Source organism: Synechococcus sp. CBW1004 (assembly GCF_015840715.1).
GTDB lineage: Bacteria > Cyanobacteriota > Cyanobacteriia > PCC-6307 > Cyanobiaceae > Cyanobium.
Map to the genome: position 1 here is coordinate 472,466 of NZ_CP060397.1, position 15,469 is coordinate 487,934.

13 protein-coding genes and 1 pseudogene are annotated in these 15,469 nt (G+C 67.9%); 8 read left to right on the plus strand and 6 right to left on the minus strand.

What is annotated here, in order from left to right; translation table 11 throughout:
• Positions 1–35: 35 nt before the first annotated feature.
• On the minus strand, positions 36–203 hold the full coding sequence (locus tag H8F25_RS02210; protein WP_197211824.1) for a hypothetical protein: 168 nt from the start codon (positions 201–203) through the stop codon (positions 36–38).
• A 170-nt stretch (positions 204–373) separates the two neighbouring features.
• The gene (gene mfd / locus H8F25_RS02215) at positions 374–3,991 is read right to left on the minus strand and encodes a transcription-repair coupling factor (RefSeq protein ID WP_197211825.1); all 3,618 of its coding nucleotides are present in this window, start codon (positions 3,989–3,991) and stop codon (positions 374–376) included.
• A 165-nt stretch (positions 3,992–4,156) separates the two neighbouring features.
• On the opposite strand from mfd, the gene H8F25_RS02220 reads away from it, so the two are divergent.
• A complete protein-coding gene (locus H8F25_RS02220) occupies positions 4,157–4,960 on the plus strand; it encodes a hypothetical protein (RefSeq protein ID WP_231597007.1) in 804 nt (267 codons plus the stop codon).
• A gap of 39 nt (positions 4,961–4,999) precedes the next feature.
• Here H8F25_RS02220 and gap read toward each other — a convergent pair whose 3' ends face one another.
• Positions 5,000–5,998: a type I glyceraldehyde-3-phosphate dehydrogenase gene (gap, locus tag H8F25_RS02225; RefSeq protein WP_197211827.1), complete on the minus strand. Its 999-nt coding sequence runs from the start codon at positions 5,996–5,998 to the stop codon at positions 5,000–5,002.
• A gap of 56 nt (positions 5,999–6,054) precedes the next feature.
• A complete protein-coding gene (locus H8F25_RS02230; RefSeq protein WP_197211828.1) occupies positions 6,055–6,978 on the minus strand; it encodes a hypothetical protein in 924 nt (307 codons plus the stop codon).
• A gap of 372 nt (positions 6,979–7,350) precedes the next feature.
• Between H8F25_RS02230 and H8F25_RS02235 the strand changes: the two are divergent.
• The 7 genes and pseudogenes from H8F25_RS02235 to H8F25_RS02265 form a co-directional block, all read left to right on the plus strand.
• Positions 7,351–8,238 (plus strand): annotated as a pseudogene (locus H8F25_RS02235) (hypothetical protein); the annotation flags it as partial.
• Between the two features lie 200 nt (positions 8,239–8,438).
• Positions 8,439–8,801, plus strand: a complete 363-nt coding sequence (locus H8F25_RS02240) for a DUF6464 family protein (RefSeq protein ID WP_197213348.1) — start codon at positions 8,439–8,441, stop codon at positions 8,799–8,801.
• Positions 8,802–9,007: 206 nt separating this feature from the next.
• On the plus strand, positions 9,008–10,330 hold the full coding sequence (locus H8F25_RS02245) for a DEAD/DEAH box helicase (RefSeq protein ID WP_197213351.1): 1,323 nt from the start codon (positions 9,008–9,010) through the stop codon (positions 10,328–10,330).
• 166 nt (positions 10,331–10,496) lie between these two features.
• Positions 10,497–10,709 (plus strand): hypothetical protein, encoded by a 213-nt coding sequence (locus H8F25_RS02250; protein ID WP_197211829.1) that lies wholly within the window; start codon positions 10,497–10,499, stop codon positions 10,707–10,709.
• Between the two features lie 362 nt (positions 10,710–11,071).
• On the plus strand, positions 11,072–11,512 hold the full coding sequence (locus H8F25_RS02255; RefSeq protein WP_231597008.1) for a hypothetical protein: 441 nt from the start codon (positions 11,072–11,074) through the stop codon (positions 11,510–11,512).
• A 110-nt stretch (positions 11,513–11,622) separates the two neighbouring features.
• Positions 11,623–12,513: a hypothetical protein gene (locus H8F25_RS02260; protein WP_197211831.1), complete on the plus strand. Its 891-nt coding sequence runs from the start codon at positions 11,623–11,625 to the stop codon at positions 12,511–12,513.
• A 308-nt stretch (positions 12,514–12,821) separates the two neighbouring features.
• The gene (locus H8F25_RS02265; protein ID WP_197211832.1) at positions 12,822–13,583 is read left to right on the plus strand and encodes a hypothetical protein; all 762 of its coding nucleotides are present in this window, start codon (positions 12,822–12,824) and stop codon (positions 13,581–13,583) included.
• 83 nt (positions 13,584–13,666) lie between these two features.
• Here the strand turns inward: H8F25_RS02265 and H8F25_RS02270 are convergent, their stop codons facing one another.
• Together H8F25_RS02270 and H8F25_RS02275 are read right to left on the minus strand one after the other, a co-directional pair.
• The gene (locus tag H8F25_RS02270; RefSeq protein WP_197211833.1) at positions 13,667–14,455 is read right to left on the minus strand and encodes an AraC family transcriptional regulator; all 789 of its coding nucleotides are present in this window, start codon (positions 14,453–14,455) and stop codon (positions 13,667–13,669) included.
• A 122-nt stretch (positions 14,456–14,577) separates the two neighbouring features.
• Positions 14,578–15,468: a formylglycine-generating enzyme family protein gene (locus H8F25_RS02275; RefSeq protein ID WP_231597009.1), complete on the minus strand. Its 891-nt coding sequence runs from the start codon at positions 15,466–15,468 to the stop codon at positions 14,578–14,580.
• Between the last annotated feature and the right edge of the window lies 1 nt (position 15,469).

Here is a 15,469-nt window from a genome sequence, read left to right on the forward strand (position 1 = left end):
AACGTGGAAGGAGCGGTGGCCCGGGAGCGATGCGCTCAGGACACCGGCTGCATCAGACCGCCACCGGGATTCGAGTCGTCGTCGTCGTTCTCCGGACGTCCCTGGAGCAGGGCGTAGAGGCCGAGGGCGAGGAGGCTGATGACACCTGACACCAGGCTGAAGCTGCTTTGGAAGCCGCCACCCACTTCAATCAGCTCGCCCATGAAGCCTTGTAACGAAAGATGAGTGCAGCTTAACAGCGATTCACAAGGTCCGCGGACATCGACCCTGCGGAACCGCTGAGCCCCGCCACGGCGTGGACGGCGTCGTCCTCCGGATGGTGGTCGCACTCCTGTGACCTTGACCCTGGCATCCGGGGGAGCGTGCCTTGGGTTCAGACCACCAGGACCTCCGCATCGCGTTGGAGGTCCTGTTCGTTCCGCTGCGTCTGGCTGAGGCCATCCGCACCGGGCAGCTGGGCAGCCATGGCCTGGAGCCATTCCGTCAGCTGGCTGAGCTGCTGGGCCGGGCTGAGCACCCCCAGACCGCGCGCCTGCACCCTGGCGATCGTGCCGGTGCCGGCCTGATAGACGAGCCGGCCATGGAGATGCTGCGGCAACCCCTGGCGCAGGCGGCGGAACGCCGGCTCCTCCATCGGTGTTTCGAGCACCAGGTTGGGCTTCTCCGGTTTGATGCGCGAAAAGCCGCACCGCTTCGCCAGCAGTTTGAGTTCCATCAGCTGCAGCAGGCTCACCACTGGGGGTGGCAGCGCCCCGTAGCGGTCCGCCCAATCGGCTGCGAGCTCGAGCAGCGCCTCCTGGCTGCTGCAGTCGGCGGCGGCCTTATAGGCGGCCATCTTCTCGTCGTTCTCGCTGATCCAGTCTCCCGGGATGAAGGCCGTGATCGTCAGATCGATCTGGGTGTCCTCCACCTGCGGGATGTCCTGACCCTGGATCTCGGCCAGGCATTCCTGCAGCATTTCCATGTACAGGTCGAAGCCGATCGCCTCCATCTGGCCGCTCTGCTCCACTCCCAGCAGGTTGCCGACGCCGCGGATCTCCATGTCGCGCATCGCCAGCTGATAGCCGGACCCCAGCTGTGCGAACTCCTGAATCGCCCGCAGTCTTTGGCGCGCCGCCTCGCTCAAGGACGCATCTCCGGGATAAAAGAGCCAGGCGTGGGCCTGGATGCCGCTGCGGCCGACGCGGCCGCGCAGCTGATACAGCTGGGCCAGGCCGAACCTGTGGGCGTCCTCGATCAGGATCGTGTTCACCCGCGGAATGTCCAGGCCGCTCTCCACGATCGTGGTGCACAGCATCAGATCGGCCTCGCCGGCGTTGAACGCCACCATGGCGCTCTCCAGCTCCCCCTCGGCCATCTGGCCGTGGGCCACCAGCAACCGCAGCCCCGGAATCATCTGCCGCAGCCGCTCGGCCACCTCCTCGATCCCCTCCACCCGCGGCACCACGTAGAAGATCTGGCCGCCGCGGTCGAGCTCCTGGCGGATGGCGCTGCGCACGGCCTCCTCATCGAGCGCCGCCAGGTGCGTCTTGATCGGGCGGCGCAATGGCGGCGGCGTGGTGATCAGGCTCATCTCACGTACCCCAGAAAGGCTCATGTAGAGCGTTCTGGGAATCGGCGTGGCGCTCAGCGTCAGCACATCGACGTCCTTGCGCAGGGCCTTGATCTTCTCCTTCTGATTCACACCGAATCGCTGCTCCTCATCCACCACCAGCAGGCCCAGCTGCTTGAAGCTGGTGCCCTTGCCCAGCAGCTGGTGGGTCCCCACCACCACATCGACGGTGCCCTCGACCAGACCCTCCTGGATGGCCTTGCGCTCGGCGGCGGTGCGGAAGCGGTTGAGCAGGCTCACCTTGAGCGGATAGGGGGCGAAGCGTTCGCTGAGGGTGCGCCAGTGCTGCTGGGCCAGCACCGTGGTGGGGGCGAGCATCGCCACCTGGCGACCGGCGGTCACCGCCTTGAAGATCGCCCGGATCGCCACCTCCGTCTTGCCGAAGCCCACATCGCCGCACACCAGCCGGTCCATCGGTGAGGGCTGCTCCATGTCCCGCTTCACCTCGGCGATCGCCTTGAGCTGATCGGGCGTCGGCTCATAGGGGAAGGAGTCCTCGAGCTCGTTCTGCCAGGGTCCATCGGCGGGATAGGCGAAGCCGGCGGCCTTGTGGCGCTCGGCATACAGCTTCACCAGATCGACCGCCACCTTGCGGATGGCCTTCTTCGCCCGCTCCTTGGCCCGCGTCCAGGCGGTGCCGCCCATGCGGTTCAGCTCGGGGGGCGTCTCGCCGGTCGCGCGATAGCGGCCGAGGCTGCCCAGCTGGTCGGCGGCCACCCGCAGGAGCCCGTCGGCGTACTGCACCACCAGGTAGTCGCGGGCCTCGCCGCTGATCGCCAGTTTCTCGAGCTTGAGAAAGCGGCCGATGCCGTGGTTGCGGTGCACGACGAAGTCGCCGGGCCGCATCTTGTTGGGATCGACCGTGCGGCTGGAGGCACGGCGGCGGCGGCGTACATACCCCGTGGCCGCCAGGGCGTGCTGCCCGAAGAATTCCCGGTCACTGATCAGCACCAGCTTCCAGGCCGGCAGCTGCAGGCCCTCCAGCTCGGCGGTGCCCCTGGTCTTGAGCGCCACCGGGGTGTTCTGCTCCAGCAGGCGATCGATCGCCGGCCGGTCCTGCGGGTTGGGGACGAAACGGGCGATGCAGTCGTGCTCCTCGAGCAGGGCCACCGCCCGGCTCGGCTGGGCCGAGAGGAGCCACACCCTGGTGCCGTCCTTCTGGAAGCCCTTCACCAGGCCGGCGAGCTTGCCGAAGGCGTTGGGATAGGCGGGCACCGGCCGGCAGGCCAGGTCGAAGGCGTTGGGATGGCGGTCGCTTTCGTGCAGTTCCGCCAGGTCGAAGCCCGTGAACGCCGCGGCATCAGCCAGCGCTTCGGCGGGCGGCCGGTGCAGCGTCGTCGGCAGGAGCGCCGCGATCCCGGCGGCGTCGCCCTCCTCGCCGGCCAGCTCGGCGCAGACCTCGGTGTGATGCTCGCCGGCGTGGTCGAACCACTGCTGGCCGTGAGCCAGGCAGTGGCGCCGCTCATCCACCGCCACCACCGTGGCCTCCGGCAGGTAGTCGAGCAGCGACGCGGGGCGCTCCCAGGCCAGACCCATCAGCCGCCGCATCCCCTCCGGAGTGCCACCTTCGAGCAGTTGCTCCAGGGCTTCTGCCGTCAGCAGGGCGTCGAGGCCGTCCGGCATCGCCTCGCGCAGCGCTTCGGCCACCAGTGGCCCATAGCTGCTGGGGGTGAGCCGCACCAGTTCGATCGCATCGAGCGAGCGCTGGGTGGCGGGATCGAACTCGCGCAGCTTCTCGAGCGTGTCGCCGAAGAACTCCAGTCGAACCGGCAGTTCAGCACTGACCGGGAAGACATCGACGATGTCGCCTCGGCGGCTCCAGCTGCCCTCCTGCTCGATCGTGGGGACCCGCTCGTAGCCCAGGCGCGTCAGCGTCTCGCCGAGCTGCTCAAGATCCTGGGTGTCGCCCTTCGCCAGGCTCAGGCAGCGTCCCGCCAGCACCTCTGGCGGCGGCAGGTGCGGTTGCAGCGCGCGCTCCGTGGCCACGATCGCCGGTCGCCAGGGCGACGATCCCGCCGGCCGTTCCGCCACCAGCTCGGCGAGCACCTGCAGCTGGCCCCAGGTGATCTCGCTGGTGGGATCGAACGGTTCGTAGGGCGATCCCTCGCTGGTGGGATACAGATGGGCGGTGCTCCAGCCCATCAGCTCGAGCAGCGCCGCCCAGCGGCCGGCCTCCTCCAGCGTGGGCACGATCACCAGCAGCGGCGACGCCTGGCCGGAACCGCTCGCCTCCTGGGCGGCCAGGGCGCTGGCGACCAGGGCCCTGCCGGCCCGTCCCGCTCCCCCGAGCCGCAGCCGCTCGCTGCGCCGCAGGCGGGCGGCCACCTCAGCGGTGAGGGGCACCTGCTGCAGCTGGCGCACCAGGGCGGTCAGGGGCATCGGGACAAGGCGGCGACAGCCCAGATTGTGGCAACCGCACCCCAGGCCACGGGATGGTCTCGCCCCGTGCTGCCCTGGTCCGGCGATGCGTCCGGACCTCCAGCGGTTGTTTCGACCCGACATGCTGGGGCGAGCCGATGGGTGCTGGTGCGACGTTCGGGCCCGATGCTGACGCTGATCGCTCTGGCGCTGCTGGTGGCGGCCCTGCCCGAGCTGCTGCGCCGCCTCGAGAGCCTCGAGCTTCCATCGCGAACGCTGGCAGTCGTCGCACCAGCCGACGACCCTCCGCCGCTCGATCCGGCTCTGCGGCCGCTGGCGCTGCTGGAGGGGGGCCTGATGCAACGCCTTGATCACGGCGACCGTGACTGGATTCCCCGGGCCGAACCGCTACCGGAGGGGGGCACCCGCTACATCTATCGGCGTCGCCCCGGTGATCCGGAACTCTCCCTGGCCCAGATCCGCGCCCTGATCGCCCAGCCTCCCAGCCATGCGCCGGAGCGACGCGCCATCGTCGATCTGCTCACCACCCTCGAGCAGGTGGGTGCCGGTGTCGGCCTGATCGAACCGATCAAGACCGGCGCCGCGGCGGAATGGGATCCCCGGGCGCGCACGATCCGTGTGCGACCCGATGTACCCGACCAGGGCAGTCTCGAATTCGCCCGGGTGCTGAATCACGAGGCGATCCATGTGGCCCAGAGCTGCGCTGCCGGGGGAGTGGCGTCTCCGCCCCGTCCACTCGGTCTGGTGGCCGCTTCGGAGCAACCTCATGACACCAGGGTTCACGGGGGGGAGACCGGGAACCCCGAACCCTCGGATCCCAGCGCGTTCCGTCAGCTTCAGGATCCGCTCTACGCCGATCTCAGCCCGAGCGAGCAGCGGATGGAGAAAGAGGCGTATGCCCTGCAGAACCGCCTCGATCTCGGTGTGAAGCTGTTGCGCATCCAGTGCCTTGATGGCCGTGCCGGCTGAAGGGGCGGATCGCCATGGTCCGCCCCCGGGATCTCCAGATCAGACCGTGGCCATGTGGCGGATGAGGTCAAGGCACTTGCAGGAGTAGCCCCACTCGTTGTCGTACCAGGAGACGAGCTTGACGAAGGTGTCGGTGAGGGCGATGCCGGCGCTGGCATCGAACACCGACGTGCAGCTCTCGCCGAGGAAATCGGTGCTCACCACCTCATCTTCGGTGTAGCCGAGGATGCCGGCCATCGGACCCTCGCTGGCGGCCTTCATCGCCGCCTTGATCTGGTCGTAGCTGGCGGCCCTGGCCAGGTTCACGGTCAGGTCCACCACCGACACGTCGGGGGTGGGCACGCGGAAGGCCATGCCGGTGAGCTTGCCGTTGAGCTCGGGGATCACGCGACCGACGGCCTTGGCGGCGCCAGTGGAGCTGGGAATGATGTTCTGGGCCGCGCCACGGCCGCCGCGCCAGTCCTTCACCGAGGGGCCATCCACCGTTTTCTGGGTCGCGGTGGTGGCGTGCACCGTGGTCATCAGACCGCTGACGATGCCGAAATTGTCGTGGGCCACCTTGGCCATCGGGGCGAGGCAGTTGGTGGTGCAGCTGGCGTTGGAGACGATGTCCTGGCCGGCGTAGGTGGTGTGGTTGACGCCCATCACGAACATCGGCGTGGCGTCCTTGGATGGAGCACTCATCACGACGCGACGGGCGCCGGCGTTGAGATGAGCGCGGGCGGCCTCGTCGGTGAGGAAGAAGCCTGTGCTCTCCAGCACGTACTCAGCGCCGATCTCGCCCCACTTCAGGGTGTTCGGGTCGCGCTCGGCGGTGATGCGGATCGCCTTGCCGTTCACCACCAGCTGGCCGTTCTCGACGCGCACATCGCCCTGGAAGCGGCCGTGGGTGGAGTCGTAGCGGAGCATGTAGGCCAGGTACTCCACATCGATCAGGTCGTTGATCGCCACCACCTCCACGTCCGCGAGTGTGACGGCACGGCGGAAGGCGAGACGGCCGATGCGGCCGAACCCGTTGATGCCGATGCGGATGGTCATGGTGAGAGAACGGGGTGAAGAGGAGGCGGCGGCAGGGCCTCCTGGACTTCCGGAAACTAGCGCTGTGCCCTGTCCGGGGCTGCCGGCGACAGCGGCGCACCGCCTGTGAGCAGCTCACCCTCCAGCAGCATGTTGAACTGCAGCAGCTCCACATCGCTGAGCTGTTGGCGGCTGATCCGGTTCAGTTCCCGTTCCAGGAAGGCCCGGCCCCGCTCGGCGTTCCAGCCGAGCTGCACCAGCAGGGCATCCCCATGAGCCAGCAGCTCCGAGCGGCGCAGCGGCACAGCGGCGACCGCCGGATCACTGCCGCGCTCCAGGGCTTCCAGCGCCGTCAGGTAGGCGCGCAGATCGCTGTAGCGGGTCAGACGACTGCGGCTGGGATGGCCGAAGGCCCGCTGTAGGTAGGTGCCCTCCTGCTCGCGGTTCCAGCCGAGGCGGCGCAGTTGCAGGTCGATGGCGGTCAGCTCCTGGCTCCAGTCCTCCGGATCGGCAGGAGGCTCCTCCTGTGGATCATCCGGCGGACCTGCCGCGGCCTGATCCACCACCTCATCCATCGGCTCGGGGGCACCCGGGCGAGCGCCGGGCGGAGCAGGAATCTCGAGGGCGGACTGACCCAGATCTCCTGCGGCGATGGACTCGGTTGCCCCCGCCTCGTTGGTGGCGGCCTCGGTCATGCCCTGGGGGGCGACCCGGGCCCGTGGTGCCGGGGCTGTTCCCAGGCCATCCCCTTCGCTGGACGCTCTGACCGGCGCCGGGGCGGGCCTGCGGACCGGCGGCGGAGACCGCAGCGGAATGCTCTCATCGCTCCGCTCGGCATCGCGGAGGCGTTGCAGCAGACGGGCGACGGCCAGATCCTCGGCCTCCTGGGCCGTCCCGGCCTCGGCAAGGGTGCTGCCCAGGCTGTACTCCCCTCGGCTGGCCCGGACCTCCACCACCCGCAGGCCGGGCTCGGTGTGAATCAGACGGGCATGGAGCTCCATGAAGCGGGGAGCGGAAGGAGGTTTCTAGAGTGAAGGTTGGCCCCAGTCCGCGCCGGTTGACTCCCCGGCTTTTTGGCATCGCCCGCGGCGCTCAGCGCCGCCCGGCCCAGGACCTCGAAAGAAGGTGACGTTCCATCGTCATGCGGATCTTCGGCCCCATCGACCAGGAGTCTCCGTCCCTGGACCCTTCCCTTCCGTGGGAGACGCCCGGCAGGCCCGCGCACCCCTCTTCCGGCCAGCCGTCGCAACCGCCTCCGTTCCCTTCGCTTTCCCTGCCCTGAACGATTCCGAGTCCCCGGTCCCTGTTGCGAGGCCCCTGCCCCCCGGTGATGGCCGATCACAGCTCCTGCCGCCTGCCGGAGGGAGGGGCTGATGGAAGCCGAGATGGTGCCGTCGCTCACGCCGCTGCTGCAGGGGGCGGATGAGTGGGGGGAGGTTCTGCTGCTGTTGCCTCTGCTGGTGGCTCTGGAGGCGGTGCTCTCCGCTGACAACGCCATCGCCCTGGCGGCGATCTCCCGCCGCCTGCACGATCCCGCCCGGCAGCGGCAGGCCCTGAACCTGGGGCTGTTGCTGGCCCTGGTGCTGCGCATGGGGCTGATCCTCGCCGCCCGCTGGGTGCTGGATGCCTGGCCGCTTCAGCTGGCTGCCGCCGCCTATCTCCTATGGCTGTGCGGCCGCCACCTGCTCGGATTCGACGAGGATCAGTACGACGGCTCCGATGACGAGAACGGTCCGGCGGAGGTGCTGTCGTCGTCTCCCGCCATCGTTTCCCCAGCCCCTCCGGCTCGTGCCTCTGTTTCGCCGGGCTCGCCTGGTCTCCAGGCCGCGCAGCATTCCCCGGAGCGCTCGGAGCCTGGGACGCACACGTCCCATGGAGCCCGCCACAACCACGGATCACCCCATGGTCACGGCGGCCCCTGGCTCTCGTCCATTGCTCTGACCCTGGCGCTCACCGATCTGGCCTTTTCCCTCGACAGCGTCGCCGCCGCGGTGGCGGTGACCGACAGGCTGGCCCTCGTGATGACCGGTGGTCTGCTGGGGGTGTTGGCGCTGCGGCTCACCGCCGGCCTGTTCGTGCGCTGGCTGGAGGTGTTCAGCCGCCTGGAGACCGCCGGCTACCTGGCGGTGGGGCTGGTGGGCATCCGTCTGTTGCTGCGGCTCCTGGTGCCCGCTCTCGAGGTGCCCGAATGGGTGCTGCTGGTGCTGGTGGTCGCGCTGTTCCTCTGGGGTTTCTCGCGGCGCAACGTCATTGTTGAGCAGGTTGAACCGGAGGCAGCGGAGGCTGCTGCAGAGCTTCCTGGTGCCGTCTCCACAGCCGGGCTCGACCAGGGAGCGCGTGCCGTCGTCACTCCTGCCGGTGCCCCTGCGGAGGCGACCATCGTCACCGTGCCGGCGCCCTCCGTGCAGGTCCCCGAGGCAGCCGATCCTTCGAAGCCATGACCACCGAGCTTCCCTCCGGACTGCAGCTGGAGCTGCGTCGCATCGAGGACGACGGGCTGATCACCCGGCTGGAGGCTGATCAGGTCGAGGAGATTCCCCAGCCGGGACGGTGGCTGAACCTGGCCGAAGGCAGTTATCTGTTGCTGCAGCGCCGCCATCGCTACCGCCTGCGCAACGGTCGCTATGAACTCAGCAGCGTGGCCCTTCAGGTGCGTGCCCAGCAGCAGCCGGCCGATGCCCGCTGGTGGAACGGGCGCTGGGTCATCGGGGATCCCAGCTGCCGGTTCAATGCCCGCAGCCCCCTGCTGCGCTGCGCCGTGCTTCCGGAGGGTCCCTGCGACCGATGCAGCCACTTCCGCAGCGAAGCGCCGTTCCCCGCCTAGGGTTGAGGGTCGCCGGTCCGTCAGCCATCCGCCGCTCCGATCCCCGCTCCTCCGCAGTTCAGGCCGCCGCTGAGAGCGGGCGCCGTCGTCCCGGCGGGGATCGCCCGGCAGGGCGGCGCCCTGCCGATGCCGTCGCGGCAGATCACCCGACAGACCAACAGCCCCTCGGATCGTCGCCAACCCGAAGCGCCGCTCCGGTCTCCGCCCTGGCAGCGGATTTCGCTGAGCTGGGCCTCTCCGAGCCGCTGCTCAAGGCGGTGGCTGCCAAGGGCTATCGCACCCCTTCACCGATCCAGCGTCAGTGCATCCCCGCGGTGCTCGAGGGTCATGACGTGATGGCCGCCGCCCAGACCGGCACCGGTAAGACGGCCGGCTTCACCCTGCCGCTGCTGGAACGTCTGCGCCACGGTCCCCATGCCCGCGGTGGTGTGGTGCGGGCCCTGGTGCTCACGCCCACCCGTGAACTGGCAGCTCAGGTCGCCGAGAACGTGGTGGCCTACGGGCGCTACCTCGATCTGCGCAGCGATGTGGTGTTCGGCGGGGTCAGCATCAACCCGCAGATCGATCGACTGCGGCGCGGCACCGACGTGCTGGTGGCCACCCCCGGCCGGCTGATGGATCTGCAGCAGCAGCGCGCTCTGCGCCTGGATCAGGTGGAGATCCTGGTGCTCGATGAGGCCGACCGCATGCTGGACATGGGCTTCATCCGCGACATCCGTCGCATCCTCGCCCTGCTGCCGGAGCGGCGCCAGAACCTGCTCTTCTCGGCCACCTTCTCCGGCGAGATCCGCCGCCTGGCTCACGGGCTGCTGCATCAGCCGGTGCAGCTGCAGGCCAGCCCCGAGAACGGCACGGCGCCGCTGGTGGAGCAGGTGCTGCATCCCTGTGACATGGCCCGCAAGGGCGATCTGCTGTGCCACCTGATCCGCAGCAACGACTGGCGTCAGGTGCTGGTGTTCTCGCGCACCAAGCATGGCGCCAATCGCATGGCCGAGCGGCTGGAGAAGGAGGGCCTTTCAGCGGCGGCGATCCATGGCAACAAGAGCCAGGGAGCCCGCACCCGTGCCCTGGCCGGCTTCAAGAGCGGCGAGGTGCGCGTGCTGGTGGCCACGGACATCGCGGCTCGCGGCATCGACATTCATCAGCTGCCGCAGGTGGTCAATCTCGACCTGCCGAACATCGCCGAGGACTACGTGCACCGCATCGGCCGCACCGGCCGCGCCGGTCAGAACGGCCATGCCATCTCACTGGTGGCGGCGGAGGAACAGGAACTGCTGCGGGCCATCGAGAAGCTCACCGGCACCACGCTGCCCCGTACGGTCGTCCCGGGCTTCGAGCCCACGGTGCTCACCGCCCCGCCCCTCGACCTCAGCGGCGGCCGGGGGCGGCGTGGCGGCCCCACACGGGGTGGTGAGCGCTCCGGCGAGGAGCGTCGCCGGCGGAGCCCTGACGCTGGGGCACGCACTGGTGAACGCCGGCCGGCCCGCGAGGGTGACCGGCGTGAGCGCAGCCGCCCCCGCAGCCGCTGAACGTTGCTGTCTGACTGACGAACCCCCGGCATCATCGCCGTGCCACGGTCCACCACCGACCCAACTGAGTCGGCCAGGAAGTGGTGTTCGCCATGACCGCTGTAACGGAGGCGACGGTCGTCAACGGCGATCCGAGCTGCAGTACGAAGGTTCCGTTGCTCCTGCAATGCCCTACGAACCCGGCTCCAGCCAGTGCCGCGTCCTGATCGACTGCAAGGTTCAGGTGGAAACCATGTTGATGGCCCTCTCGCGCATCGAGGCGAGCGAGCCGATCCGTGAGCAGTTGCTTCAGGTCCACCAGCAACTTGAGCAGCTCCACGACCGTCATCGCAGTGATCCACCCCGCTCCCAGCCGAGCGCCGAACTCCACTGCGCCTGAATCGTGGCGGCAGCCGCTGCAACGTCCGTTCCGTCCCTCCGTCGATGGCAGCGGTGATTCTGAACCGGTGTCAGCCGCCTCTCGGGATCACCACGGGCTCGGACCTGCAGCGGCAGCCGTCATCGCTGCTGCTGGCTGCCTCCATTCGTGACACATGGCGTCGACACAGCGGCAAATCTTGGGTGGCACAGCACAGCCCTGCTCGTTGAAGCGCCGCGGTGGGCAATGACGGCAGACCTGCCATTGCCACTGTCTCTGCACCTGTCCATGCTGAAGGGGTTCCCTCTGCGGACGCAGCGAAACCGACCATGCGCCATCGCTCCCTCTGTCTCAGCCGGGGCGGCCTGATCTCGGCCCTGACCATGGCTCTGCTGGTCTCGCCCCTTCCCTCGCGCAGCGAGGTTCTGTACACGCTCAGGACCCAGTGCAGCCTCGCCGGTGCCGCCCCGGTTCCCTGCAGCGTCGAAGCTGTCAATGACAGCGGTGCCACGCTCTACCGCCATCGGATCGGCGACCAGATCCAGACGATTCGCATCACCGACAAGCCGGTCCGCATGGCGTTGTGGGATCACTCTGCCAAGCAGTGGCGCCCCCTCAACCGAGCCTCCGCACGTTTCTCCACCAACACGGTCTGTTTCAACGACAGAGAGTTGTGCGTCGTCAATCCCAATTACCTCAACAGTGTGCGTGAGGGCAATGTCGCCGCCATGGCGGGTCGCGATCTCATCAAGGTGAATTTCGGCTCCGACGGGCGCATCAACGCCAGCTGCTACGACGACGGTTGCGAGGTGAGCCTGCAATGACCATCCACACGTCTCTGGGTGGCTTCAGCCTCGCTGCGGTTCTGATGTTGCCGCCTGCAGGCCATGCCGCGTTACTGGCAGCATCTCCGGCCTCATCACAGCTGGCATCCATGCCTCTGATCGCCCGGGGTGGCGGCGGGCGCGGCGGTGGTGGGCGTGCCGGTGGCGGAGCCAGCCGCGGAGGCGGCGGGGCCGCCCGCTCCGTGGGCAGCCGCGGCGGTGGCGACCGGATGCGCGCACAGACAGGCTTTCAGGGAGCCGCTTCCGGCCTCAACCGCGGTGAACGCCGGCCCAGCGGTGGCTGGAGCGGCGGTGTGCCGGCCTCCAGTGCGCGGCCCAGCCTCGATCGCCCGGCAGGCCGCGATCTGGGCCGTGTACCGAGTCGTGACGGCAGCGCCGGGGTGAGCCGACCCGCCAGCGGACGTGATCTCAACCGCGCGGAGCTCAACCGGCCGGCGGGCGATCGTGAGTTCAATCGCGCTGATTTCAACCGGGCTGACCTGAACCGGACAGATGTCAATCGCAATATCAACCGAGATCTGAATCGCACGGTCAACCGCAACTGGACGCGCAACGTCAACATCGGCGCCATCGATCTCCATCCCGGTTGGGCCAGACCCGGCTGGGGCCTGGCGCGTCCCTGGAACACCGGTTGGTATGGCGGCTGGAGCAACCCGCCCTGGGGCTGGTGGGGAGCCAGAGCGGCGGTCTGGGGGGTCGGGACGCTGGCCACGGCCTCACTGATCAACAGCGCCGTCGATGCGGCGATCAATGATCAGGTGACCTACATCGTCGTGCCGAACACCTCCTATCAGCTGCTCTATGGCTCGGTGGCTCCCAGTGGCAGTTCGTCGGTCTCCTTCGCTGTCAGCGCCGATGGCAGCACTTATCAGCTCACGGCCGACTGCCAGGCCGGAACCATCAACGGACAGGATCCTGCCAGTGCCGCCGAAGCCGAACTGCTGAATGCCGCCTGTCAGGTGGCGTACGGAACAGCCTGAGGCTCCATCGGGTCCATCGCCACACCACCTCTCGGTGGGCCCCAGGAATCGGGTCGTCTCTCGTCGGGTTGCAGCAACAGCAACCCAGGATGGTTCCGGAAGGAATCGGGGCTGCTTTCGCTGTAACTCCCCCACCCGTGCTCGGCCGTGTCCATGCTGGTGGCCACGGTAGGGGCCTGTCGGGGCACATCGTTCACCTCGGAGGTCGTGCTCTGTCCATCACCCCATTTCGCGTCGTCCTGTACTGGACAGCCATCGTCAGCCTGACGACAGCACCTGCGTTGGCACAGGAGGCTTCCAGGGATGCCTTGCCGGCGCCGGCTGCCGCCCCGGAGGCGGTGTGGGATGGCACGGTCGAGCTCTATGGCTATCTGCCCTGGCTTCAGTCCACCACCACCGTGCGCGGCTTTGAGGCCGAAACGGATCTGGATCCCGCCCAGATCCTTCAGAGACTCCAGTCCACCTTCAGCGCCAGGGCCAGCCTCGAACGCCGGCGTCTCGGCCTGCTGATGGATGTCTCCACCAACCAGATTGGTGCGGCGAATTCCCGCAGCACCCGCCGCGGAGTGTTCACCGGCAACAGTGAAGTCACCTCGATCAACGGCGTCTATGACGTGGCGCTTCGCTGGCGCCTCGGAGAGCGCGAAAGCGCTGTGGGCCTCCCCGGTAGTGGCTGGCTGATCCCCTACGCGGGCATGCGCGTGGTTCAGGCGCGTCTCGATGTGGCAGCGGAGCTGCGCGGCAACGGTCCTCGCGGCGTCAGCCTGCAGCGCCAGAGCACGCTGGAGCGGACCTGGACCCAGCCGCTGCTTGGCCTGCAGGGATCGGTCTTCCTCACGCCACGCCTGCGGGCCTTCGCCCGAGGTGATCTCGGCGGATTCGGCCTGGCAGGCGCTGAAGATTTCAGCGCCAACGGTCAGGCCGGTGTCGGCTATGCGATCGGCAACAACACGAATCTGAACGTCTCCTGGCGTTATCAGGGCCTGCGCTGGAATAATGGGGCCGCACGCAGCAATGGTTTCACCAGTGATCTGAACGGTATCGAAGTGGGTGTGAAGTTCTACTTCTGAACCCAGGCTCGGTGAGCCGGCTCTGGGTGTCGCACCTGTTCAGTTCACGCTGACACGGTCGCCCGACACGCAGGGTCTGGTGATCATTCCGGGACACCCAGTCCGCGCAGGCCTTCGCGAAGAAGATCGGAGGGCCTGACGTTGAAGGCTCTCTGGAAATCGCGACTGAACTGGGAAAGATGGGGGGAGCCGTAACGGGCGGCGATGGCTGATACCGTATCGCCGGATTCCGGGCTGAGCAGCCGCATGCGGGCGGCATCAAGACGTCGGCTGCGAATCCAGTGGACCGGACCACAGCCGAAGCGCTCCTGGAAGAAGTTGCGCAGACTGCGCTGTGAATAGCCACTCTGCTCCACGAGATCGGTGAGTTGGATCGGGCGATGCAGATGGGCATCAATCCAGGCGAGCAGCTGATCGAAAATGTGATTCTTGCTCCCCCGCTGCGGCTCCTGGCGATGGTCCGCCGTCTGGATCAGATCACCACAGAGCAGCAGGGCGATCAGCCGTTGGATGGCCCGGTCGAGGCCTACCTTCTCAAGGTGCCGTTCCTGGTGAAGAGGTTCGCAGCCACTCAGATGCAGCAGCTGGAGCAGGGCTTCCCCAAGTTCACGCTGGGGACTCTGTCGCGGTTGCAGCGGCAGGGGGGTCTGCAGGCGCCGGCGGAACCGTGCCGGACTGAGGCGATGATCGGCGAGTTCGGCCGCCAGCTGGGCGAGGCGCTCGGGCTCCAGTTCGATCCGCCAGCCATGCAGCAAAGAGGTCTGCAGTCCTTGCGCCTGACTGGGGAGATAAAGCAGATCGAGCGAGGGGCGCAGGATGCGCTGCAGGTTGGTGTGATGCAGCGTCAGTGGCTGGTTCGTGGGAATCAGCAAGTCCGCGCCATGTCGTGGTGCTGCGCAGCGTCCCACCGCACCATGACAGAGCCTGAGTGTGCCCAGAGTCCAGGTCGCCGGGGCATTGGCAGGCGTGGGCTGCGTGATCAGGGAAAGAGTCGTCATGGCTGCAGCCTCACAACACAACGAAAGCCGAGATGGCTGGTTGAGGTATCCAGGCCCTGAGCCCTGCGTGCCGCAGGGCGATAGCGCCGGCAGTATTCAGGTGCGCAGAGGAAGGAGCCTCCCTTCACCACGCGGCGAGGCGTTGATCCGTGCTCGGAGTGAGGGTCGATGCTGTTCAGCCGTGCCTGCTCGGCCGCCGCGCAGCAGTGCCCTGGTTCTGGTGTGCCCTGGTCCGGATCATGGCCATGGCGATACCAGTCGCGCGTCCACTCCCAGACATTGCCGATCATGTCGACCAGCCCGAAGCCATTCGCCGGGAAGCTCCCGACGGGCGATGTGCGCTCGTAGCCATCGAAACGGCTGTTGTGGTGTGGAAAGGCTCCCTGCCAGGTGTTGGCCATCGCTCTCCCCCCTGGATGCAGCTCATCACCCCAGGCGTATTCGCAGTCCTGGAGGCCGCCGCGGGCGGCCCACTCCCATTCCCGTTCACTGGGCAGCTGCTTGCCGGCCCAGTCGGCATAGGCTTCGGCATCGGCAGCGGTGATGTGCACCACCGGATGTCGGTCGCGACTTCTGATCGAGCTGCCGGGTCCCTCGGGGTGGCGCCAGTCGGCTCCGAAGACGTAGTGCCACCACTGATGCGTGTCCGTGAGAGGCACTGGTCCGCTGGGAGACACGAACACGATCGAGGCGGGCCTCAGGCGTTCCGGCGGAGCACCCGGATAGGCGGCAGGATCAGCGGGCTGCTCGGCCACGGTGATGTAGTCCGTGGCCTTGACGAACTTCAGAAACTGAGCATTCGTCACCGGCGCCGGATCCATCCAGAATCCCTCCACCTCGACCCAGTGGGCCGGGGCTTCCTCGGGATAGTGATCATCTGAGCCCATC

Excerpts from the sequence above, each read along its gene's own strand:
- H8F25_RS02230 (WP_197211828.1), bottom strand. The coding sequence starts at position 6,978 with ATGGAGCTCCATGCCCGTCTGATTCACACCGAGCCCGGCCTGCGGGTG.
- H8F25_RS02250 (WP_197211829.1), top strand. The coding sequence starts at position 10,497 with ATGCCCTACGAACCCGGCTCCAGCCAGTGCCGCGTCCTGATCGACTGC.
- H8F25_RS02260 (WP_197211831.1), top strand. The coding sequence starts at position 11,623 with ATGCCTCTGATCGCCCGGGGTGGCGGCGGGCGCGGCGGTGGTGGGCGT.
- gap (WP_197211827.1), bottom strand. The coding sequence starts at position 5,998 with ATGACCATCCGCATCGGCATCAACGGGTTCGGCCGCATCGGCCGTCTC.
- H8F25_RS02275 (WP_231597009.1), bottom strand. The coding sequence starts at position 15,468 with ATGGGCTCAGATGATCACTATCCCGAGGAAGCCCCGGCCCACTGGGTC.
- H8F25_RS02220 (WP_231597007.1), top strand. The coding sequence starts at position 4,157 with ATGCTGACGCTGATCGCTCTGGCGCTGCTGGTGGCGGCCCTGCCCGAG.
- H8F25_RS02210 (WP_197211824.1), bottom strand. The coding sequence starts at position 203 with ATGGGCGAGCTGATTGAAGTGGGTGGCGGCTTCCAAAGCAGCTTCAGC.
- H8F25_RS02255 (WP_231597008.1), top strand. The coding sequence starts at position 11,072 with ATGGCTCTGCTGGTCTCGCCCCTTCCCTCGCGCAGCGAGGTTCTGTAC.
- mfd (WP_197211825.1), bottom strand. The coding sequence starts at position 3,991 with ATGCCCCTGACCGCCCTGGTGCGCCAGCTGCAGCAGGTGCCCCTCACC.